Raw genomic sequence first — 21336 nt, 5'->3', positions numbered from 1 at the left:
CGCCATGAAGCAGATCACCTTCCATCTCGACTTCGTCTCGCCCTATGCCTGGCTGGCCTTCGAGCAACTGCCTCAGGCCCTGCAGGGCATCAGCCACCACATGCAGTACCGCCCCGTGCTGCTGGGCGCGCTGCTGCAGCGCCATGCCAACCCGGGGCCGGCCGGCATCGCGGGCAAGCGCGAGTGGACCTACCGCCATGTGAGCTGGCTGGGCCATGCCATGGGCGTGGGGCTGGACATGCCGGCCCGCCATCCGTTCAACCCGCTGCCGCTGCTGCGCCTGGCGCTGGAATGCAGCGACGACGGCACGGTCAACCGCTTTGTCGCGGGCACGGTGCTGCGCCATGTCTGGCTGGGCGGCGCCGACGCGCTGGACCCGGCGCGGCTCGACGCCCTGCGCGCCACGCTGGCGCCACAGCTGCGCACGGATGCGGCGGACAACGCCAAGCGCCTGCTGCGCGAGAACACCGACGCCGCGGCCGCGCAAGGCCTGTTCGGCGTGCCGGCCTGGGAAGTCGACGGCCGCCTCTTCTGGGGCCTGGACAGCCTGCCCATGCTGCGCGCCTACCTGGAAGGCGACAGCTGGTTCGACAGCGGCTGGGATGCGGCTGCAAGCGTGGAGCAAGGCCTGAAGGTTTGAATGGCGGGGCTGGAACAACGGCCCCGCCCCATGCCCAACGCCTTCAACTTCGCCGCCTCGCCCTTCGACTGCCTCACGCCCGACGAACAGGCGCTGGTGCGCGATGGCGTGGACATCGCCTACTTCCCCGAGGGCGCCGTGGTGCTGGACGCCGGCTCGGCGCCCACCCACCTCTTCGTCATCATCAAGGGCCATGTGGTGCAGACCGAGGGCGACGAGGTCCTGGCCAGCTACGGCCCCGACGACAGCTTCGACGGCCGCGCCCTGGTGGCCGGCCGCACAGGCAGCCGCTTCACCGTGGCCGAGGAGCTCATCGCCTACCAGCTTGCGCGCGAAACCGTGGGCGAGCTGATCGCGCGCAACACGGCCTTTGGCGCCCTGCTGTTCTCCGACCTGGGCCACAAGCTGGGCACATTGGCCCAGCGCGCCGACCGGCACGAATTGCAGTCGCTGACGCTGGCGCGCGTGGACCAGGCCTATCTGCGCGCCGCCCATGTGGTGGATGCGGCCACCGACATCGTCTCTGTGGTGCGCCTGTTCCATGCAGAGCGCACGACCAGCGTGCTGGTCTCGGGACTGCCGCAGGGCGGCCTGGGCATCTTCACGGGCACCACGCTGCAGCGCGCCATCCTCGACGGCCGCCCGCTGGAGCGGCTGGCCGTGGGCGAATTCGCGAGCCAGCCCGTGTTCACCGTGCGCGCCGACGACCAGCTGGGCGATGCCCTGGTCGTGCTGCTGCGTGCGCGCGTGCACAGGCTGGCCGTGCTCGATGCACAGGGCCAGGTGCTTGGCATCCTGGAGGCGCTGGACCTGTTCAGCTTCCTGGCCAACCACTCCCACCTGATCACCGTGCAGATCGAGCAGGCTGCCGACCTGCAGGCGCTGGAGCAGGCGGCCGCCCAGATCACGCGCCTGGTGGCCGCCCTGCACCGGGGCGGCACGCGCATTGCCCTCATGGCGCGCCTGGTGCAGCAGCTCAATGCCCGTTTGTTCGAGCGTGCCTGGCAGATGCTGGCGCCGCCGGACCTGGTGGCCCACAGCTGCCTCTTCGTCATGGGCAGCGAGGGGCGCGGCGAGCAATTGCTCAAGACCGACCAGGACAACGGCCTGCTGCTGCGCGACGGCTATGCGCCGCCCCAGGACCTCGATGCCATCTGCGCGCGCTTTTCCGCGCAGCTGCAGCGCTTCGGCTACCCCGAATGCCCGGGCGGCATCATGCTCAGCAATCCGCTGTGGCGCGGCACGGTGGCCGACTTTGGCCGTCGTGTGCGCGAATGGCTGATCCTGCCCAGCCCGCAAGGGCTGATGCACCTGGCCATCTTTCTGGACGCCCACGCCGTGGCAGGCGATGCAGCCTTGCTGGCGCAGGTTCGGCGGGACCTGATGGCGCTGGCCCTGGACAGCGACGCCCAGGTGGCGCGCTTTGCCTCGGCCGTCGACGCCTTCGCGCACGAGCCGGGCAGCTGGTGGGAGCGGCTGCTGGGCCGTGGTGACGAGGGGGCGCCCGTGCACCTCAAGAAGGCCGGCATCTTTCCCATCGTCCACGGCGTGCGCAGCCTGGCGCTGGCCCACCACATCGCCGCCACGGGAACGGCCGAGCGCCTGGCGGCCCTGGTGGCCGAAGGCGTGCTCGATGAAGTCCAGGGCCGCGAACTGCTTGAAGGACTGCACTTTCTCATGGGCCTGCGCCTGCAGGCGGGCCTGGCCGAGATCGACCTGGGCCGGCCCGTCACCGGCCATGTGGACCCGGCGCGCCTGAGCAGCCTGGAGCGCGACCTGCTCAAGGACACGCTGGCCGTGGTGCGGCGCTTTCGGGAACTGCTGCGCCAGCGCCTGCGGCTGGACGCGGTATGAGCGCGGCACCCCTGTCGAAATGGGTGGCGGGCCTGCGGCGCAACTGGCAGCGGCGCAGGCTGGCGGACCCCGCCTATGCCTTTCTCTTCGACGCGCCGCCGCCCGGCGAATGGGTGGCGCTGGACTGCGAGACCACGGGCCTGGACGTGCGCTGCGACGAGATCGTCTCCATCGGCGCCGTGCGCATCGTGGGAGAGCGCATCCTGTCCAGCGAGCGCCTGGAGCTGCTGGTGCGCCCTTCGCGCAGCGTGCCCGGCGACAGCGTGCGCATCCACCGCCTGCGCGAGCGCGACCTGGCCCGGGGCCTGGCCATCGAGGACGCGCTCGCGCAGCTGCTGCGCTTCATCGGCAGCCGGCCGCTGGTCGGCTACTACCTGGAATTCGACGTGGCCATGATCGAGCGCGTGCTGCGCCCCTGGCTGGGCACGGGCCTGCCCAACGAGCGCATCGAGGTCTCGGCCCTGTACTACGACCACCGCTTCCGGCAGCTGCTGCCCTGGCAGCAGCAGGCGCCCGAGATCGACCTGCGCTTTGCCACGCTGATGGCCGACCTGGGCCTGCCCCGGCGCGAGGCCCACGACGCGCTCAACGACGCCGTGATGGCAGCGCTGGCCTTCATCAAGCTGCGCATGCTGGCCGGCGGGACGCCGGCCGCGCTGCATCAGCGCAAGGCGGACGGCGAATAGCCGAAGCGCGCACGGAAGCGCTCCGAAAAGCGCGCACGCGACTGGTAGCCACAGGCCTGGGCGATGTGTTGCAGGCTCCAGCCGGTGGTCTGCACCAGCAGCATGGCGTGGTGCATGCGCGTGTCCACCAGCAGTTCCTCGAAGCGGACGCCCTCGCCGGCCAGGCGCCGGCGCAGCGTGGCCTCGCTCATGGCCAGCGCGTTGCCGGCGCTGTGCGCTGTCCAGTGCTGCTGGGGCGCCTGGGCAATGAGGGTACGCAGGCGCGAGGCCGTGCCGGGCGGGCCCGCTCGGCGCAGGAGGTGGCCGCGCTCCGCGAGCGCGGCGAGCAGGTCCATCAGCCGGTAGCGCAGCCGTTCGTCGCTGATAGTCGGCGACGGCACGCTGGCCAGCACCTGCCGCAGAGCGTCTTGCAGGTCGTCGTCCAGCGGCAGTTGCCGAAAGGCCTGCTCGTCCAGCGGCAGCGCTGCGGGCTGGGCGCGTGTGCGGTGGAACGCCTCCAGCAGCTCGGGCGACAGTGCCAGCAGCACGGAGCGAAAGGGCTGTCCGCCGCTGCCCGGTGTCTTCATCAGATCGGCGCTGGTATGCGCCTGCACCAGCAGCAGGCAAGAGGGCGTGTCCACCGTGGTCTGGTGGCTGCCGTCGTGCAGGTCCAGCCTGCCTGCCGCCACCAGCAGCAGGCAGGCTTCATGGAACAGGAAGCGCGGCGTATGCCGGGCCTGGCGCAGGCTGGGCTGCGCCAGGCTGCACAGGCCGGCCCGCACCACGGGGGCGGCAGAAGGCAGCAGCCAGTGGCTGCCGGGCACCGGGTCGCCGTTCAGGTTCAAGCGGCGCAGACCGCAGGGTTCAGGCTGTACAGGCCGGTGATGCTGGCCTTGCCCAGCACCTGGCCGGCTTGCAGCGCCGCGCGCACATTGGCGCCGGTCAGTTCGCCGGAGACCGCCAGCGTGGGCGTGGCCAGCGCATAGACGGTGAAGACGTAGTGGTGGACGATGCTGTCATTCCACGGGGGGCAGGGGCCGTCGTAGCCGTAGTAGTCGCCCTTCATCTGCTCGTCGCCCGCGAACCAGCCCGTGTAGTCGTTGACGCCGTGGCGCAGGCCGCCGGGGGCGGCCGGGCCGCTCTTGCCGCGCGGCGTGACGCCGTCGGACTGGGCACCTGCCGCGATCTCGGTGGTGGCGGCCGGAATGTCCAGCAGCAGCCAGTGGAAGAAGTCCACGCGCGGCAGGCTGGCCGGCACTTCGCGGCCTTCCTGGTTCACATCGTCGCCGCGGCTGGGCACGTCGGGATCGTGGCAGACCACGACGAAGGACTGCGTGCCCGCCGGTGCGCCGCTCCAGGCAAGGTGCGGATTGCGGTTGGACGACAGCGCCACGTGGGATGCCGCATCGGGCACGGCGAACGCGAATTCGCCGGGGATGGCCTGGCCGTCCTGGAAGCTTTGGCTGGTGAGTTGCATGTCGGATGGATCCTGTGCGTTGAAGAGAGAAGTCATGCTGCACGAAGCGCTCGGCAGACCCCCGAGTCTAGGGGCGGGGAAAACGCAGGACATCGCCCATCCGCTCAAAAGGCTTCTCCAGCCGATCAAACTGAGTGTCTCTGGTGTGGCGAGGGATGAAAAAAGCCGGGCGCATGGCCCGGCTTGTGCGTGGTTGCCGCTTCGGCAGCTCAGTGGCCGGAGGCGCCCGAAGCTCCCAGACCCGTTTCCGAACGCACCTGCTGCGCGGGGAACACGGCGCGTTCCCTGGCGGCCTGGGCACTCTTGTCGAGCACCGAGAACAGCCACACGCCCACGAAGCCGATGGTCATGGAGAACAGCGCGGGCGATGCATAGGGGAACCAGGCCGAGCCTGCAGGGTTGCCCAGCGTGGCTTCCCAGACCGGGGGCGAGACGATGGTCAGGCCCACCGAGGACGCCAGGCCCATGAAGCCGCCGATCACGGCGCCCTTGGTCGTGCAGTCCTTCCACAGCACCGACAGCAGCAGCGGGGGGAAGTTGGCCGAGGCCGCGACCGCGAAGGCCAGCGACACCATGAAGGCGATGTTCTGCTTCTCGAACACGATGCCCAGCAGCACGGCGATGGCGCCCAGCGTCAGCGTGGTGATGCGCGAGACGCGCAGCTCGGCGGCGCTGTCGGCCTTGCCCTTCTTGATCACGGTGGCGTACAGGTCATGCGACACGGCCGAGGCGCCCGACAGCGTCAGGCCCGCGACCACGGCCAGGATGGTGGCGAAGGCCACGGCCGAGATGAAGCCGTAGAACACGTCGCCGCCCACGCTCTTGGCCACCAGCACGGCCGCCATGTTGGCCGTGCCCGCGCCGCCGTGGATCACGCCCTTGACCGTGTCGGCCATCTCGGGGTTGGTCAGCACCAGGGTGATGGCGCCGAAGCCGATGATGAAGATCAGCACGTAGAAGTAGCCGATCCAGGTCGTGGCCCAGAACACGCTCTTGCGCGCTTCCTTGGCGTCGGGCACGGTGAAGAAGCGCATCAGGATGTGGGGCAGGCCCAGCGTGCCGAACATCAGCGCCATGCCGAAGCTGATGGCCGAGATCGGGTCCTTGATGAAGCCGCCCGGGCCCATGATGGCCAGGCCCGCCTTGGCGGCGGCCGAGGGGTCGGCGCCGTTGTTGGCAGCGATCTCGGAGCGCACGCGCACGCCTTCGGCGAACAGCGCCTCGGGGCTGAAGCCGTACTTGGCCAGCACCATGAAGCCCATGAAGGTCACGCCGGCCAGCAGCATGCAGGCCTTGATGATCTGCACCCAGGTCGTGGCCGTCATGCCGCCGAACAGCACGTAGATCATCATCAGGCCGCCCACCAGCACCACGGCGATCCAGTAGTCCAGGCCGAACAGCAGCTTGATCAGCTGGCCCGCGCCCACCATCTGCGCGATCAGGTAGAAGGCCACCACCACCAGCGTGCCGCTGGCCGCGAAGGCGCGGAACGGTGTCTGGGAGAAGCGGTAGCCGGCCACGTCGGCGAAGGTGAACTTGCCCAGGTTGCGCAGGCGCTCGGCCAGCAGGAAGGTCAGGATGGGCCAGCCCACCAGGAAGCCGATGGAGTAGATGAGGCCGTCATAGCCGCTGGCCATGACCGAGGCCGAGATGCCCAGGAAGGAGGCGGCCGACATGTAGTCGCCCGCAATCGCCAGGCCGTTCTGAAAGCCCGTGATGCCGCCGCCGGCCGTATAGAAGTCGGCGGCCGACTTGGTGCGGCCCGCGGCCCACTTGGTGATCCACAGCGTGGCCACGACGAAGGCCGTGAAGAGAATGATGGCGGTCCAGTTGGTGGCCTGCTTGGCGGCCACGCCGACATCGCCGCCGGCGGCCAGCACGGGCCCCGTCAGGGCCAGCGCCACGGCGGGCGCCAGCAGCATGCGTTGTGCGGAATTCTTCATTTCGTGGCGTCCTTCAGGATGTCCTGGGTGAGCTTGTCGTACTCGCCATTGGCACGGCGCACGTAGAGGCCGGTGACGATCACCGAGAACACGATCACGCCCATGGCGATAGGAATGCCCAGCGAGGTCACGCCCGCGCCAATGGGCTGGGCCAGAAAGGATTTGTCGAAGGCAATCAGCGCGATATAGCCGTAATAAACGACCAGCATCAGCAGCGTCAGAAAAAGGCCCAGGCGATTGCGTCTGGATCGCAGCTCCTGGTATTTGGGATGGCGCTGTATCTTGTCTACCACCGGATCGGTCATGGTTTGTCTCCTGAAGTTGGAATCGCGGCGGCAGCCCCATGGATCTGCAGCCTTGCGGCGCATTCTGGAAAGCGCTTCTGACCGAGTGCTTACGCAGTGCAGCATGGTTTGCCAGGGTTTTTACGGTGCTTTTCACATGGAAAAAGAGGGCATCAGGGTTGCTGCTGAGTTAGTAAGAAATCGTTCAGTTCGCCGTCAATTTCTGTAAGAGGTGAGTCAGATTCGCGTCAGCAGGCAGGCGGATAGTGAATCGGCGGGCCTATGGCAAGCCCGCTAAATATTCAATAAATCAAGGAGACAGACATGGCTATCAACGCATCGCAAGGCGCGGGGGTCAAGGCGACCCCGCGGCCCATGACTCCGGAAGAACGCAAGGTGATCTTTGCCTCGTCGCTAGGCACGGTTTTCGAGTGGTACGACTTCTATCTCTACGGATCGCTGGCGGCCATCATCGCCAAGCAATTCTTCAGCGGGCTCGATGCGGGATCGGCCTTCATCTTCGCGCTGCTGGCCTTCGCGGCCGGCTTCATCGTGCGGCCCTTCGGTGCACTGGTGTTCGGGCGGCTGGGCGACATGATCGGCCGCAAGTACACCTTCCTCGTGACCATCCTGATCATGGGCCTGTCGACCTTCATCGTCGGCATCCTGCCCACCTACGCCAGCATCGGCGTGGCGGCGCCGGTGATCCTCATCGGCCTGCGCATGCTGCAGGGCCTGGCCCTGGGCGGCGAGTACGGCGGTGCGGCCACCTATGTGGCCGAGCACGCGCCGCACGGCAAGCGCGGCGCCTACACCTCGTGGATACAGACCACGGCAACGCTGGGCCTGTTCCTGTCGCTGCTGGTGATCCTGGGCGTGCGCACCTCCATCGGCGAGCAGGCCTTCGCGGACTGGGGCTGGCGCATTCCCTTCCTGCTGTCCATCGTGCTGCTGGGCATCTCGGTGTGGATCCGCATGACGCTGTCCGAGTCGCCAGCCTTCCAGAAGATGAAGGCCGAGGGCAAGGTCTCCAAGGCTCCGCTGTCCGAGTCCTTCGGCCAGTGGCGCAACCTCAAGATCGTGATCCTGGCGCTGATCGGCCTGACCGCCGGCCAGGCTGTCGTCTGGTACACGGGCCAGTTCTATGCGCTGTTCTTCCTGACCCAGCAGCTCAAGGTCGATGCGGTGACGGCCAACCTGCTGATCGCGGCGGCGCTGATCATCGGCACGCCGTTCTTCGTGATCTTCGGCTCGCTGTCCGACAAGATAGGCCGCAAGCCCATCATCATGCTGGGCTGCGTGCTGGCCGTGGTGACCTACTTTCCCGTGTTCAAGGCGCTGACCGAGGCGGCCAACCCCGACCTGGCCGCGGCCCAGGCCAAGAGCAAGGTGGTGATCGTTGCCGATCCCAAGGAATGCTCGTTCCAGTTCAATCCCACGGGCACTTCCAAGTTCACCAGTTCCTGCGACGTGGCCAAGCAGCTGCTGGCCGCCGGCTCGGTCAGCTATGACTCCGAGGACGCAGCGCCCGGCAAGACGGCCTTCATCCGCATCGGCAGCACCGAGATCCCCTCGTTCTCCGTCAAGGGCCTGAGCCCCGAGGAAGCCAAGGCCAAGGACGCCGAGTTCAAGAAGACCGTGGCCAAGGTGCTGGCCGAGGACGGCTATCCCACCAAGGCCGACCCTGCGAAGATGAACAAGGTGATGATGGTCGCCATCCTGACCTACCTGGTCATCCTCGTGACCATGGTCTACGGCCCCATCGCCGCCATGCTGGTGGAGCTGTTCCCCACCCGCATCCGCTATACCTCCATGAGCCTGCCGTACCACATCGGCAATGGCTGGTTCGGCGGCCTCCTGCCCACCATGTCGTTCGCCATCGTGGCCCAGACCGGCAACATGTACAGCGGCCTCTGGTATCCCATCGTCATCGCGGGCGCCACGGCCATCATCGGCACGCTGTTCCTGCGCGAGACCAAGGATGTGGATATCTACGCGAATGATTGAGGGCTCCCCCTGAGGCGCTGACGCGCCTTCCCCCGTATGCACGGCGCCTTCTCTCGCTTCGCGGGAGGGGGACGACGCCATCGCCGCGAGGCGGCTCTTGCTCGGCGTCTCTGAGTTGGGGCCGCGCCGGTTGCATGCGGTGTGCGCAGTATCCGACTGTGTTTTGTGGCGCTGCATTGACGAAAGCCCATGGCGGTTTGCCATGGGCTTTTTTCGTATGGCGCTTCTACTGGTTTTCCATGTCATGCCTGTGGCAGCAAAGCATCAGATCGCGCATTTTCAGAGGCGGCCGTACATTTTTTGACATGCCCGCACCTAGAATTCGCAGCAGCCGCAAATGGCACTGATCTAGAGCCGGAGTCGGCCCTGAGATTTCAAGAATACCCACTCAACAATCCCAAGGAGATGCCGAGATGATCAAGATGAACCGCGTTGCCCTGGCCGTGCTGGCCGTGCTGGGTTCCACCACCGTGATGGCGCAAAGCAGCGTCACGATCTATGGCCGTATCAACACCACGATCGAGCGCCAGAAGATCGGTGACGAAAGCGTCAGCAAGATGGAGAACAACTCCTCGCGTTGGGGCATGCGCGGTGTCGAAGATCTGGGCGGCGGCCTGAAGGCCGGCTTCGTGCTGGAAAGCGGCTTCGCTTCCGACACCGGCATGGGCTCCTCCTCCACCGGCGCGCTGACCTTCGGCCGCCAGAGCGAAGTGAACCTGTCGGGCAACTTCGGTATGCTGCGCCTGGGCAACTTCTTCCCCGGCTCGTACTTCGCCACGGCCGACTACGTGAGCATGCACAACCATGACACGGGTTCGTCCTCCGACGCGCTGTACTTCGATCCCGTCTGGTTCGCCAGCGGCCTGGGCACCGCCAACAAGATCTCCTACACCACGCCCAACTTCGGCGGCCTGACGGTGGAAGGCTCGGTCTCCATGCACGAGAAGGCCACCGCCCTGGCCAAGAAGAAGAACGGCTACGACCTGGCCGCCAACTACAACGTGGGCCCCCTGGCCCTGGGCGCCGGCTACAGCCAGTTCGACGAAGACAAGCAGCTGGCCTTCCGCGCTGCCTACACTCTCGGCCAGTTCGTGCTGGGCGGCTACTACCAGCGCAACGACGAAGAAATCCGCGGCACGCGCAACAACTTCCGTCTGTCGGGCATGTACACCCTGGGCGCTTCCGAGTTCCACGTGAACCTGGGCCACGCCAACAAGTGGAGCAACATTGCCGACTCCGGCGCCAACCAGTGGACCCTGGGCTACAACTACAACCTGAGCAAGCGCACCAAGGTCTACGGCTACTACACCAAGGTGGACAACAAGGCCGGCGCCAACTACATGACCGGCGTGAAGGGCGCGGACTTCTCGTCCTTCGCCGTCGGCGTGCGCCACGCATTCTGATCGCCGCGCGGCGTAAGCCGCGAGCAAAGCAGGTCTGTTCCAATCAGCACCTGCCTGCCATCAGGCCTCGTACCGAAAGGTGCGGGGCCTTTTTGTCTGGGCCCGTCTTTTCACAGCCTGATCAAGGAAATACCCATGAGGATCATCGCGGCCGGTTGCCTGGCCTTTGTTGTCGTGTCGCTGCTGGCCATCACCCAGGTGAAGGGCGTGCCGGACGGGCAGGCCATGCCTGCCTCCGTGCAGATGGCCAAGTAAGGCCTTGAAAGAGGCACGAGCCCCGGACTGGTTCCGGGGTTTTTTTATGGTCGCGCGGATTTGTTGAGGAGGCGTTTTGTGTTTAACCTGTATGAAAATACAGGTATTGAGAAGCGTCCGATGCCTGACGCATGGACTGCCTAGAATGTTTGGCTCCCACTGACCACACAACATCCATGACGCACGGTCTGATTCGAATTCGCGGCGCACGCCAGCACAATCTCCAGAACCTGGATCTCGACATCCGTACCGGCGAGCTGACCGTGGTCACGGGGCCCAGCGGCTCGGGCAAGTCCAGTCTGGTGTTCGATACCCTGTATGCCGAAGGCCAGCGCCGCTATGTCGAGACCTTCTCGGCCTATGCGCGGCAGTTCCTGGACCGCATGGACAAGCCGGCCGTGGACCGTGTGGAAGGTGTGCCGCCGGCCATCGCCATCGACCAGACCAATCCCGTCCGCAACTCGCGCTCCACCGTGGGCACGATGACCGAGCTCAACGACCACCTGAAGCTGCTGTTCGCGCGCGCAGCCCAGCTGTTCGACCGCGACACCGCCGTGCCCGTGCGCCACGACACGCCCGACAGCGTGCTGGAGGAGCTGGCCGAGCGTTGCCGGCAGGCCGGTGATCCGCGCATCGCCATCACCTTCCCCGTCGAGCTGCCCGCCAACACCACGGCCGCCGAGGTGGAGCAATGGCTGTCGGCCAGCGGCTTCACCAAGGTCCAGGCCGAGCGCGAGGCCGAGAAGGCCGGCGCCGTGGAGCCTGCCGCAGACGCCAAGGGCAAGAAGGCCAAGGCGGCGGCGCCGCTCAAGGTCAAGATGCTGGACGTGGTGGCCGACCGCTTCCGCCTGGGCAACGTCGAGCGTGCCCGCGCCTACGAGGCCATCGAGGTGGCACTCAAGCGCGGCAGCGGCCACATGACGGTCTATGTGCTGCCTGAATCCGCCGTGGAAGCCGCAGGTGCCCAGCCCACCGAGCCCCAGCTGTGGAAGTTCTCGCTGGGCCTGCACTGCCCCGAAAGCGGCCTGAGCTACCAGGAGCCGATTCCCTCGCTGTTCTCCTTCAACTCCGCCGTGGGCGCCTGCGAGGCCTGCCGGGGCTTTGGCCGCGTGATCGGCGTGGACTGGGGGCTGGTCATCCCCAACGACAAGCTCACCCTGCGCACGGGTGCCATCAAGCCCGTGCAGACGCCGGCCTGGAAGGAGATCCAGGACGACCTGATGCGCCACGCCGAGGCCGAAGGCATTCCGCGCGACACGGCCTGGGCCAAGCTCACCGACGCGCAGAAAAGCTGGGTGCTGGACGGCTCGCCCAACTGGAATGGCAAGTGGACCCAGACCTGGTACGGCATCAAGCGCTTCTTCGAATACCTGGAGAGCAAGGCCTACAAGATGCACATCCGGGTGCTGCTGTCCAAGTACCGCAGCTATACCGAATGCCCCACCTGCGGCGGCGCGCGCCTGAAGACCGAAAGCCTGCTGTGGCGCCTGGGCGGCAAGCAGGCCGCCGATGCCGTGCTGCCGCCCGGCGACGAAGGCCGCTACCGCCGCTTCATGCCGAAGGGCGTGGCCTGGAGCCGCGAGCAGCTGGACGCGCTGCCGGGCCTGTGCCTGCACGACCTGATGCAGCTGCCCCTGGTGCGGCTGCGTGATTTCTTCCAGCAGCTGGCGCCGGCTGCCGATGCCCCGCTGCATGACGGCGAGGCCCAGGCCCTCAAGATGCTGCACGCCGAAATCATGGCGCGCGTGCAGTACCTGTGCGACGTGGGCATCGGCTACCTCACGCTGGACCGCCAGAGCCGTACGCTGTCGGGCGGCGAGGTGCAGCGCATCAACCTGACCACGGCCCTGGGCACCTCGCTGGTCAACACCCTGTTCGTGCTCGACGAGCCCAGCATCGGCCTGCACCCGCGCGACATGGAACGCATCACCGAGGCCATGCAGCGCCTGCGCGATGCAGGCAACACCCTGGTCGTGGTCGAGCATGACCCGGCCGTGATGTTCGCGGCCGACCGCATGATCGACATGGGCCCCGGCCCCGGCGCGCGCGGCGGCCAGATCGTCTTCGACGGCACGCCCGACGACCTGCGCCATGCCGACACGCTGACCGGCGCCTACCTGGGCGGCCGCAAGCAGGTGGGCTTCGGCCTCAAGCGCATGGTGACCGAGTCCACGCCGCGCCTCATCCTCGAAGGCGCGCGCGAGCACAACCTGCGCAGCATCGACGTGGACTTTCCGCTGCAGCGCCTGGTCACCATCACCGGCGTCAGCGGCTCGGGCAAGTCCACGCTGATCCAGGACGTGCTGGTGCCCGCGCTGATGCGCCACTTCGGCAAGCCCACGGATGCGGCCGGCGCCTTCGAGCGCCTGCTGGGCGCCGACCACCTGAGCGACGTGATGTTCGTGGACCAGTCGCCCATCGGCAAGACGGCGCGCTCCAACCCGGCCAGCTACGTGGGCGCCTGGGACTCCATCCGCGAGCTGTTCGCCATTGCGCCGCTGTCGCGCCAGCGCGGCTACACGGCCGCCAAGTTCAGCTTCAACAGCGGCGACGGCCGTTGCCCCACCTGCGGCGGCTCGGGCTTCGAGCATGTGGAGATGCAGTTCCTCTCCGATGTCTACCTGCGCTGCCCCGACTGCAACGGCACGCGCTACCGCCCCGAGATCCTGGAAGTCACGATCGAGCGCCACGCGGCCGGCGAGTTGCAGCCGCGCAAGCTCAACGTGGCCGATGTGCTGGAGCTCACCGTGGCCGAGGCGGCCCTGCTGTTCGCCCAGGACCGCGAGGTCATCCGCGCCCTGCAGCCCATCGTCGATGTGGGCCTTGAATACGTGAAGCTGGGCCAGCCCGTACCCACGCTGTCGGGCGGCGAGGCCCAGCGCCTCAAGCTCGCGGGCTTTCTGGCCGAGGCGGCCAAGTCCCAGGCAAAGTCGAAGCAGGCGCTGGCCAAGAAGGGCACATTGTTCCTGTTCGACGAGCCCACCACGGGCCTGCACTTCGACGACATCGCCAAGCTCATGCGCGCGCTGCGCAAGCTGCTGGAGGCCGGCCATTCGCTGATCGTCATCGAGCACAACCTGGACGTGATCCGTGCCAGCGACTGGCTGATCGACCTCGGTCCCGAAGGCGGCGACGGCGGCGGCGCCATCGTGGCCCAGGGCACGCCCGAGGAGGTGCGCCAGGTGCCTGGCTCGCACACGGCCCAGGCCCTGCGCGAGTACGACCTGGCCATGGGCGTGGGCGGCGAGGCCGTGCGCGAGGTCGCCCCCATGCTCTACAAGAGCCAGCGCAAGGCGCATGCCATGTCGGGGGCGGCCGCCAGGAATGCCATCGAGATCGTCAACGCCAAGGAGCACAACCTCAAGCAGCTGTCGGTGGAGATCCCGCGCGGCAAGTTCAACGTGGTGACGGGCGTCTCGGGCTCGGGCAAGTCCACGCTGGCCTTCGACATCCTGTTCAACGAAGGCCAGCGACGCTACCTGGAATCGCTCAACGCCTATGCGCGCTCCATCGTCCAGCCTGCGGGCCGGCCCGAGGTGGATGCCGTCTACGGCATTCCGCCCACCGTGGCCATCGAGCAGCGCCTGTCGCGTGGCGGGCGCAAGTCCACCGTGGGCACGACCACCGAGGTCTGGCACTTCCTGCGCCTGCTGTACGTCAAGCTGGGCACGCAGCACTGCATCCACGACGGCGCCGCGGTGCAGCCGCAGACGGAGGAAAGCATCGCGGCCCAGCTGCTCACGCAGTTCCGGGGCCAGACCATCGGCCTGCTGGCGCCGCTGGTGGTCAACCGCAAGGGGGTCTACACCGAGCTGGCCGACTGGGCTCGGCCACGCGGCTACACCCATCTGCGCGTGGACGGCGAATTCCTGCCCACCACGGGATTCCCGCGCATCGACCGCTTCAAGGAACACACCATCGAGCTGCCCGTGGCCAGCATCATCGTCACGGCGGCCAGCGAGCGCGAGCTGCGCGGCCACCTGGCGCAGGCGCTGGAAACAGGCAAGGGCGTGCTGCATGTGCTGTCCGGCCTGGACAACCTGGCCGATGCCATGGCCGGCGGCCGGAGCACGGCCGGCATCGGCAGCCTGCAGGTGTTCTCCACCCAGCGCGCCTGCCCGGTCTGTGCCACCAGCTATGCCGAGCTGGACCCGCGCCTGTTCTCCTACAACAGCAAGCACGGCTGGTGCCCCGACTGCGTGGGCACGGGCGTCAAGCTCACCAAGGACCAGCGCAAGGTCTATGACGACACCCTGCTGGTCGAGGACAACCGGGGCCGCGAAGTCAAGTTCGAAGGCCAGGAAATCGAGGACCTGGCCGAAGTGACCTGCCCCACCTGCCAGGGCACGCGCCTGAACGCCACGGCGCGCGCCGTGCGCTTCCATGGCGTGGGCATTGCCGAGATCGCCCAGCTGTCGGTCAACGACGTGCGCAAATGGGTGCAGGCGCTGGCGATGTCGGGCCGCGAGGCCGACATTGCCCGCGACCTCATCCCCGAGATCCAGAGCCGCCTCGAATTCCTGGAGGAAGTGGGCCTGGGCTACCTGACGCTGGACCGTGGCGCGCCCACGCTGTCGGGCGGCGAGGCCCAGCGCATCCGCCTGGCCGCGCAACTGGGCAGCAACCTGCAGGGCGTCTGCTATGTGCTGGACGAGCCCACCATCGGCCTGCATGCGCGCGACAACCAGATCCTGCTCAACGCCCTGCACAAGCTGGGCGACAAGGGCAACACCCTGGTCGTGGTCGAGCATGACGAGGACACCATCCGCCGGGCCGACCACATCATCGACATCGGCCCCAGCGCCGGCATACGTGGCGGCCGCCTCGTGGCCCAGGGCACGGCGGCCGACATCATGGCGGCCGAGGACTCCATCACGGGCCGCTATCTGCTGCACGCCATGCGCCACCCGTTCCAGCCGCGCCGCTGGGTGGGCGAGGGCCAGCCGCCGCAGGCGGCCGCCGAGCTTGCCGCCGTGGCCGAACCGGTGCCGGAACCCGCGCCTGTCAAGGTATCCAAATCCAAAAAGAAGGCCGCGCCTGTCGTTGTCGACGCCGAACCCGCCTCCGACGCGCTGGGCTGGCTGACCGTGCGCGGCGCCCATTTGCACAACCTGCAGAACGTGGATGCGCGCGTGCCGCTCAAGCGCCTGGTGGCCGTCACAGGCGTCAGCGGCTCGGGCAAGTCCACGCTGGCGCGCGACGTGATGCTGGCCAATGTGGCCGCCTGGGTGGGCCAGCGCGCCACCAAGGCCGGGCGCGATGCCATGGACGCGGGCAAGGCGCCTGCGCTGTCGGGCTGCAAGGGCCTGCAGGGCTTCGAGGGCATTGACCGCGTGCTGGAAGTGGACCAGACCCCCATCGGCAAGACCCCGCGCAGCTGCCCGGCCACCTACATCGGCTTCTGGGACACCATCCGCAAGCTCTACGCCGAAACGCTGGAGGCCAAGGCGCGCGGCTACGCGGCCGGCCGCTTCTCGTTCAACACCGGCGAAGGCCGCTGCCCGGCCTGCGAGGGCCAGGGCATGCGCACCATCGAGATGAGCTTCCTGCCCGACGTGAAGGTGCCGTGCGAGGTCTGCCACGGCGCGCGCTTCAACCCCGAGACCCTGGCCGTCTCCTGGCGCGGCAAGAGCATTGGCGACGTGCTGCAGATGGAGGTGGACGAGGCCGTCGAGTTCTTCGCCAGCATGCCCAGCATCGCCCACCCGCTGCAGCTGCTCAAGGACGTGGGCCTGGGCTATCTCACGCTGGGCCAGCCCTCGCCCACGCTGTCGGGCGGCGAGGCCCAGCGCATCAAGCTCGTCACCGAGCTGACCAAGGTGCGCGACGACGTGACCCGGCGCGGCAACAAGGCGCCGCACACGCTCTATGTGCTGGACGAACCCACGGTGGGCCTGCACATGGCCGACGTGGACAAGCTCATCCGCGTGCTGCACCGCCTGGTCGATGCGGGCCACAGCGTGGTCGTCATCGAGCATGACCTGGACGTGATCGCCGAGGCCGACTGGATCATCGACCTCGGCCCCGAAGGCGGAAAGGACGGCGGCCGCATCATCGCGGCCGGCACGCCCGAGGATCTGGTGGCTGCGGGCACGCACACGGGCAAGGCGCTCAAGCCCGTGCTGGCCCGTTGAGCCTCAGGCGCAGGCCACGCCTGCGCTGCGTGCGGAGCCTGCGGGCAGGCGGCTGCTCCAGAAGACCAGCACCAGGCCCACGGCCGTCAGCGCTGCGGCGGCCCAGCCCAGGTTGACCAGGCCCAGGCCACCGGCCAGGGCCAGGCCGCCGACCCAGGCACCCAGGGCGTTGCCCAGGTTGAAGGCCGCAATGTTCAAGCTGGAGACCAGGTTGGCGCCCTGGGGGCCGGCCTGGTCCAGCACGCGCATCTGCATGGGGGCCACCGTTGCGAAGGCCACGACGCCCAGCACGATCACATAGGCCATGGCCACGGCCTGGTTCCCGAAGGCCCAGCGGCCTGCCGCCAGTACCACCATCAGCGCCGCAATGCTCCACACCAGGGCGCGCATCACGCCCCGGTCGGCCAGCTTGCCGCCCAGCAGATTGCCGGCGGCCAGGCCCGCGCCGAACAGCAGCAGGGTCAGCGCCACCAGGCTGTCGCCCATGCGGGTCACCTGGGTCAGCAGCGGCTCCACATAGGTGTAGAGCGCGAACACGCCCGCAAAGCCGAAGGCCGTGATGCCCAGGCCCAGCCAGACCTGGCCGTTGGCCAGCACGGCCAGCTCCTGTGCCAGCGGCGTGACCTCGGGGCGGCCCTGGTCGCGCGGCACGAAGGCGGCCAGGATGGCAAAGGCCAGCACGCCGATCGCGGCCACGGCCAGGAAGGCGCTGCGCCAGCCGAACATCTGGCCGATCCAGGCACCGGCAGGCACGCCCAGCAGGGTAGCCAGGGTCAGGCCCGAGAACATCAGCGCAATCGCCGACGCCTTCTTGTCCACCGGCACCAGGCCCGTGGCCACCACGGCGCCCACGCCGAAGAAGGTGCCGTGGGTCAGCGAGGTCAGCACGCGCGCCGACATCAGCCATTCATAGCTGGGCGCGAACGCGGCGGCCAGGTTGCCGGCGATGAAGATCAGCATCAGCGCCAGCAGCAGGCGCTTGCGCGGCCATTGGCGCGTCAGCAGCGTGAGCACGGGCGCGCCCACGGCCACGCCGATGGCGTAGCCCGAAATCAGCGAGCCCGCCGTGGGAATGCTGATGTGCAGATCCTGGCTGACCTGGGTCAGCAGGCCCATGATGATGAATTCCGTGGTGCCGATGCCAAAGGCACCGGCCGCCAGGGCGAGTAGGGAAAGAGGCATGGACGGATTCCTTGTGATCCTTGGTGTGATATCCATTAATGTCGCACTGCAACATACCTTTGTGTAGATGGAATAATGGAAACGGATCTGTTCCTGTGTGGAATAGATGATCCTTTTCTCGGAGACACCATGCCCGCACTTGTTCCTCTCGCCGCCGCCGACACGGGCAGCGCCGATGCCAACCGCTTTGCCGAGCTGGAAATGCTGATCCTGGTCGCCGAGCGCGGCAGCCTCTCGGCCGCGGCACGCCACCTGGGTATCTCGCCCTCGGCTGTCAGCAAGAGCATGTCGCGGCTGGAGGCACGGCTGGGCGTGCAGCTGCTGCAGCGCAGCACGCGGCGTCTGCATCTCACGCCCGAAGGCTGCCAGCTGTTCGAGCGCGGCAAGCGCGTGCTGGCCGACCTGGAGGAACTGGAGGCCTGCGTGGCCGTGCGCAGCGAACCACGCGGCCTGGTGCGCATCAACACCAGCTCATCGACCGGAAAAATGCTGTTCGTGCCCCTGGTGCCGCAATTGCTTCAGCGCCATCCCGGGCTGAGCCTGGAACTGAGCTTCACGGACCAGATCGTGGACCTGGTCGAGGCCGGCACCGACATCGCCGTGCGCTGGGGCCAGCTTCCGCCCTCGGACATGGTGGCGCGGCTGCTGGGCCGCACGCGCCAGGTCATCCTGGCCTCACCGGAGTACCTAGCCCGCATGGGCCGGCCCCTGCATCCAGACGAGCTGGGCCACCATGTGCGCCTGGGCTGGAGCTACCAGCGCGCCATACCGCACTGGCCGTTTCTGGTGGACGGCCAGCGCGTGGCCGTCGATATCGGGGAGGTGGTGCGCGTCAACGACGGCGATGTGATGCGCGAGCTGGCGCTGCACGGCACGGGCCTGGCCCGCCTGTCGCTGTACCACGCCTGGGCCGACGTGCTCGCCGGCCGGCTGGTGCCCGTGCTGGAGGAATTCAACACGGGCGACCTGGAACCCATCCACGCCGTCTACCTGGGCAAGCCCGACCGCCTGCCCCCGCGCACGCGCGCCGTGCTCGACTTCCTGCAGGCGCATGTGGATCTGCGGCATGCGGAGCAGCTGCCGGCGCTGCCCTGAGGGGTGGCCGGCAGCGAGGGCGTCACTCCTGCTCGGCTGGCAGAGGTGCGGCGTTGAAGGACAGGTTCTCGATGATGTCGTGCAGCACGGTGGGCACTGGGTCCACGGGTGCGTCGGCCGCGTAGACGATGCCTGTACCCACGCCCTTCGGGTCAAGCAGGCGTTTGACCACCAGCACCTGTTCGGGGCGGGTGCCATTGGTGCGGGAGCTGCCTTCACCCTCGTTCACGCTGTAGACGAAGTAGTAGGAGCGCAGCAATTGGCCGTAGTTGTTGACCTTGACGCACAGGACGCCGCCCGCCAGATTGCCCCGGATCTGGTGTTCGCAACCAAACAGCCTGTCCGCCGTTTCCATCAGGCCATTGCCGTTCGCGGTGGCAGGCGTTTGCAGCTGCATATTCACCACTTCGGAAGCAACGCCTTCGCTGCCGAACGAAGTCAGCGCCCAGAGTCCCCTCAGGCTGGATGCCACGGCGGGGTAACCGAAGTTGAAACGCGAAATCGCCACTTCCTGTTCGCCGGGCAGCGTGATGAAACCCGACACGCCGCTGGTGAAGCGCATGCTGACCTGGCCCATGTTCCGGTCTTCGGAGCCCGACATCGGGCCGCTGCCCAGAAAGCGGCCGCCCTTGTAGCGGATCAGCGGAGCGGCAAAGCGGTTATTGGTCAGCGCGCCCGAGGTCATGTAGAAGGTGGGCTGGCCGCTGGGCTCGTAGGCATACATCTGCATGACCAGCGTGCCGTTCTGTGCATCGATGGCCAGCCCGCGACCCGGCTTGCCGTTGAGTTCGGAAGTCACGACCCAGGTGCCATTGCTGGGCATGAATGCGTGCGCCAGGCCGCAGCCCAGCAAGATGGCTGCTGCCAATGCTTTCTTGAACATGGTCCCTCTCTGTCTGATTAAGAAAATGCATGGGCATTCTAGCCATCGTCTTTACAAAGAGAAACAGTGCGATGGTTTTGAGTGGCTTTTGCTGGAGTCCCTGAAATGGGTTCGTACGCCGGCAATGTGTTTTCCAGCGTGCGTATTCAAACTTCTTGAAAGCGCCCGAGTTCCATCCATTCACAGGCCTGCCCTGGCATTGCCCACGGGCCGAAAGGCGCGGGCACCCTGTCCATCCCGCCCGATCGCCCAGGCACACCAGGCCGATACCGCTCCCGCAAACACCACATACAGGCACACCAGCCACGGGCTGCCACCGGCTGTCTTGACCAGCGCCGTCGCAATGATGGGCGTGATGCCGGACGCGAAGATCCCCGAGAACTGGTAGACGAAGGAAATGCCGGTGTAGCGTACCTTGGCGTCGAACAGGTCGCAGAAGAGGGCGGCTTCGGGACCGTAGACCGCCGCGTAGAGAATGCCGAAGGGCACGACGATGGCGATCCATATCAGCAGCACATTGCCGCCGCTGTGGGCCATGAGCCAGAAGGCCGGGAAGGCCGAGACCGCGGTGATCAGCGATCCCCACAGATACACGCGGCTGCGGCCCATGCGGTCGGACAGGCGGCCGAACAGCGGAATCGTGAAGCACATCACCACGGCGGCGACCATCACGCCGATCAATGCGTCGGTGCGGCTGATCTGCAGGGTAGAGGTCAGGTAGCTGATCGAGAACACGCCGAAGACGTTGAAGAAAACGCCGTCGATATAGCGTGCGCCCATGCCCTTGAGCACATTGCCCGGATAGCGCCGCATCATGTCCATGAAAGGGATGGCCGTTTCCGCATTGCGTGCCTTGACGGCTGCGAATTCGGGCGTCTCCTTCACATGCAGGCGGATGTACATGCCTACGGCCACCATGAGGCCCGAGATCAGGAATGCGATGCGCCAGCCCCAGGCCATGAATTGCTCTTCGGTACACAGCCAGGACAGCAGGGCCACCACGCCCGAGGCCATGAACAGGCCGATGGCCAGGCCCACCTGGGGCAGGGAGGCATAGAAGCCCCGCTTTTCCTTGGGCGCGTATTCGTAGGCCATGAGCACGGCACCGCCCCATTCGCCGCCCAGGCCTATGCCCTGGGCCACGCGCAGCAGCAGCAGCAGGATGGGCGCGGCCACGCCGATCTGCGCATGCGTGGGCAGCAGGCCGATCAGGAAGGTGGACACGCCCATGATCATCAGCGTGACCACCAGGATGCTCTTGCGCCCCACGCGGTCGCCGAAGTGCCCGAAGATCACCCCGCCCAGCGGCCGTGTGACAAAGCCCACGGCAAAGGTGGTGTAGGCCAGCAGGGTGGAGATCAGCGGATCGTCGCTGGGAAAGTACAGCTTGCTGAACACGATGCCGGCGACCACGCCGTACAGGAAGAAGTCATACCACTCGATGGTTGCGCCGATGAGCGCGGAGGTCACCACCTTGCGGATGACCCTGGGATCGGTTGCCGTCGTCATGCTGT

At 67.2% G+C, this 21336-nt stretch carries 14 protein-coding genes; 7 read left to right on the top strand and 7 right to left on the bottom strand.

The features are described 5' to 3' along the window. Nucleotides 1-4 precede the first annotated feature (4 nt). The 3 genes from ACF8O7_RS16860 to ACF8O7_RS16850 are packed head-to-tail and all read left to right on the top strand — an operon-like array spanning nucleotide 5 to nucleotide 3180. Nucleotides 5-640: a DsbA family protein gene (locus ACF8O7_RS16860; protein ID WP_017404205.1), complete on the top strand. Its 636-nt coding sequence runs from the start codon at nucleotides 5-7 to the stop codon at nucleotides 638-640. Continuing rightward, nucleotides 641-2494, top strand: coding sequence for a putative nucleotidyltransferase substrate binding domain-containing protein (locus tag ACF8O7_RS16855; RefSeq protein ID WP_016450042.1), 1854 nt, complete (start codon nucleotides 641-643; stop codon nucleotides 2492-2494). Continuing rightward, nucleotides 2491-3180 carry a 3'-5' exonuclease gene (locus tag ACF8O7_RS16850; RefSeq protein ID WP_046983911.1) on the top strand — a complete coding sequence of 230 codons (690 nt, stop codon included), beginning with the start codon at nucleotides 2491-2493 and terminating at the stop codon, nucleotides 3178-3180. Before ACF8O7_RS16855 ends, ACF8O7_RS16850 begins: the two co-directional genes overlap by 4 nt. Here ACF8O7_RS16850 and ACF8O7_RS16845 read toward each other — a convergent pair. The 4 genes from ACF8O7_RS16845 to ACF8O7_RS16830 form a co-directional block, all read right to left on the bottom strand. Then, on the bottom strand, nucleotides 3156-4004 hold the full coding sequence (locus tag ACF8O7_RS16845) for an AraC family transcriptional regulator (RefSeq protein ID WP_046983910.1): 849 nt from the start codon (nucleotides 4002-4004) through the stop codon (nucleotides 3156-3158). The two genes, ACF8O7_RS16850 and ACF8O7_RS16845, sit on opposite strands and share 25 nt — an antisense overlap. After that, nucleotides 4001-4636 carry a YbhB/YbcL family Raf kinase inhibitor-like protein gene (locus ACF8O7_RS16840; RefSeq protein ID WP_017407742.1) on the bottom strand — a complete coding sequence of 212 codons (636 nt, stop codon included), beginning with the start codon at nucleotides 4634-4636 and terminating at the stop codon, nucleotides 4001-4003. Before ACF8O7_RS16840 ends, ACF8O7_RS16845 begins: the two co-directional genes overlap by 4 nt. A 209-nt stretch (nucleotides 4637-4845) precedes the next feature. Then, complete coding sequence (locus ACF8O7_RS16835) at nucleotides 4846-6579, bottom strand: cation acetate symporter (protein ID WP_016450046.1); 1734 nt, start codon at nucleotides 6577-6579, stop codon at nucleotides 4846-4848. Continuing rightward, nucleotides 6576-6884: a DUF485 domain-containing protein gene (locus ACF8O7_RS16830; RefSeq protein WP_012207753.1), complete on the bottom strand. Its 309-nt coding sequence runs from the start codon at nucleotides 6882-6884 to the stop codon at nucleotides 6576-6578. The genes ACF8O7_RS16835 and ACF8O7_RS16830 overlap by 4 nt, the downstream gene beginning before the upstream one ends. 303 nt (nucleotides 6885-7187) lie before the next feature. Here ACF8O7_RS16830 and ACF8O7_RS16825 point away from each other — a divergent pair, with 303 nt between their 5' ends. The 3 genes from ACF8O7_RS16825 to uvrA all read left to right on the top strand — a co-directional run bounded on the left by ACF8O7_RS16825 (nucleotide 7188) and on the right by uvrA (nucleotide 16662). Then, a complete protein-coding gene (locus ACF8O7_RS16825) occupies nucleotides 7188-8870 on the top strand; it encodes an MFS transporter (RefSeq protein WP_016450047.1) in 1683 nt (560 codons plus the stop codon). Between the two features lie 413 nt (nucleotides 8871-9283). Next, nucleotides 9284-10273, top strand: a complete 990-nt coding sequence (locus ACF8O7_RS16820) for a porin (RefSeq protein ID WP_016450048.1) — start codon at nucleotides 9284-9286, stop codon at nucleotides 10271-10273. Between the two features lie 431 nt (nucleotides 10274-10704). Beyond that, on the top strand, nucleotides 10705-16662 hold the full coding sequence (gene uvrA / locus ACF8O7_RS16815; protein WP_126312706.1) for an excinuclease ABC subunit UvrA: 5958 nt from the start codon (nucleotides 10705-10707) through the stop codon (nucleotides 16660-16662). Nucleotides 16663-16665: 3 nt separating this feature from the next. Here the strand turns inward: uvrA and ACF8O7_RS16810 are convergent, their stop codons facing one another. After that, nucleotides 16666-17844 carry an MFS transporter gene (locus ACF8O7_RS16810; RefSeq protein WP_012207748.1) on the bottom strand — a complete coding sequence of 393 codons (1179 nt, stop codon included), beginning with the start codon at nucleotides 17842-17844 and terminating at the stop codon, nucleotides 16666-16668. Between the two features lie 129 nt (nucleotides 17845-17973). Between ACF8O7_RS16810 and ACF8O7_RS16805 the strand changes: the two genes are divergently transcribed. Continuing rightward, a complete protein-coding gene (locus ACF8O7_RS16805; protein ID WP_392443878.1) occupies nucleotides 17974-18939 on the top strand; it encodes a LysR family transcriptional regulator in 966 nt (321 codons plus the stop codon). 22 nt (nucleotides 18940-18961) lie between these two features. On the opposite strand, the gene ACF8O7_RS16800 is transcribed toward ACF8O7_RS16805, so the two are convergent. Further along, complete coding sequence (locus ACF8O7_RS16800; RefSeq protein WP_046237941.1) at nucleotides 18962-19822, bottom strand: hypothetical protein; 861 nt, start codon at nucleotides 19820-19822, stop codon at nucleotides 18962-18964. Nucleotides 19823-20002: 180 nt separating this feature from the next. Then, a complete protein-coding gene (locus ACF8O7_RS16795; RefSeq protein WP_126312704.1) occupies nucleotides 20003-21331 on the bottom strand; it encodes an MFS transporter in 1329 nt (442 codons plus the stop codon). Nucleotides 21332-21336 lie beyond the last annotated feature (5 nt).

This window comes from Delftia sp. WSY_16 (genome assembly GCF_043104415.1).
GTDB lineage: Bacteria > Pseudomonadota > Gammaproteobacteria > Burkholderiales > Burkholderiaceae_C > Comamonas > Comamonas tsuruhatensis.
The sequence above is the reverse complement of the archived record's forward strand: the minus strand, read 5'-3'. Positions and strand labels throughout refer to the sequence as shown.

What these genes read in the sequence shown, in the direction of transcription:
- ACF8O7_RS16800 (WP_046237941.1), bottom strand. Translation starts at nt 19,822, where the DNA reads ATGTTCAAGAAAGCATTGGCAGCAGCCATCTTGCTGGGCTGCGGCCTG.
- ACF8O7_RS16835 (WP_016450046.1), bottom strand. Translation starts at nt 6,579, where the DNA reads ATGAAGAATTCCGCACAACGCATGCTGCTGGCGCCCGCCGTGGCGCTG.
- ACF8O7_RS16825 (WP_016450047.1), top strand. Translation starts at nt 7,188, where the DNA reads ATGGCTATCAACGCATCGCAAGGCGCGGGGGTCAAGGCGACCCCGCGG.
- ACF8O7_RS16855 (WP_016450042.1), top strand. Translation starts at nt 641, where the DNA reads ATGGCGGGGCTGGAACAACGGCCCCGCCCCATGCCCAACGCCTTCAAC.
- ACF8O7_RS16860 (WP_017404205.1), top strand. Translation starts at nt 5, where the DNA reads ATGAAGCAGATCACCTTCCATCTCGACTTCGTCTCGCCCTATGCCTGG.
- ACF8O7_RS16830 (WP_012207753.1), bottom strand. Translation starts at nt 6,884, where the DNA reads ATGACCGATCCGGTGGTAGACAAGATACAGCGCCATCCCAAATACCAG.
- uvrA (WP_126312706.1), top strand. Translation starts at nt 10,705, where the DNA reads ATGACGCACGGTCTGATTCGAATTCGCGGCGCACGCCAGCACAATCTC.
- ACF8O7_RS16795 (WP_126312704.1), bottom strand. Translation starts at nt 21,331, where the DNA reads ATGACGACGGCAACCGATCCCAGGGTCATCCGCAAGGTGGTGACCTCC.
- ACF8O7_RS16805 (WP_392443878.1), top strand. Translation starts at nt 17,974, where the DNA reads ATGCCCGCACTTGTTCCTCTCGCCGCCGCCGACACGGGCAGCGCCGAT.
- ACF8O7_RS16840 (WP_017407742.1), bottom strand. Translation starts at nt 4,636, where the DNA reads ATGCAACTCACCAGCCAAAGCTTCCAGGACGGCCAGGCCATCCCCGGC.
- ACF8O7_RS16820 (WP_016450048.1), top strand. Translation starts at nt 9,284, where the DNA reads ATGATCAAGATGAACCGCGTTGCCCTGGCCGTGCTGGCCGTGCTGGGT.
- ACF8O7_RS16850 (WP_046983911.1), top strand. Translation starts at nt 2,491, where the DNA reads ATGAGCGCGGCACCCCTGTCGAAATGGGTGGCGGGCCTGCGGCGCAAC.
- ACF8O7_RS16810 (WP_012207748.1), bottom strand. Translation starts at nt 17,844, where the DNA reads ATGCCTCTTTCCCTACTCGCCCTGGCGGCCGGTGCCTTTGGCATCGGC.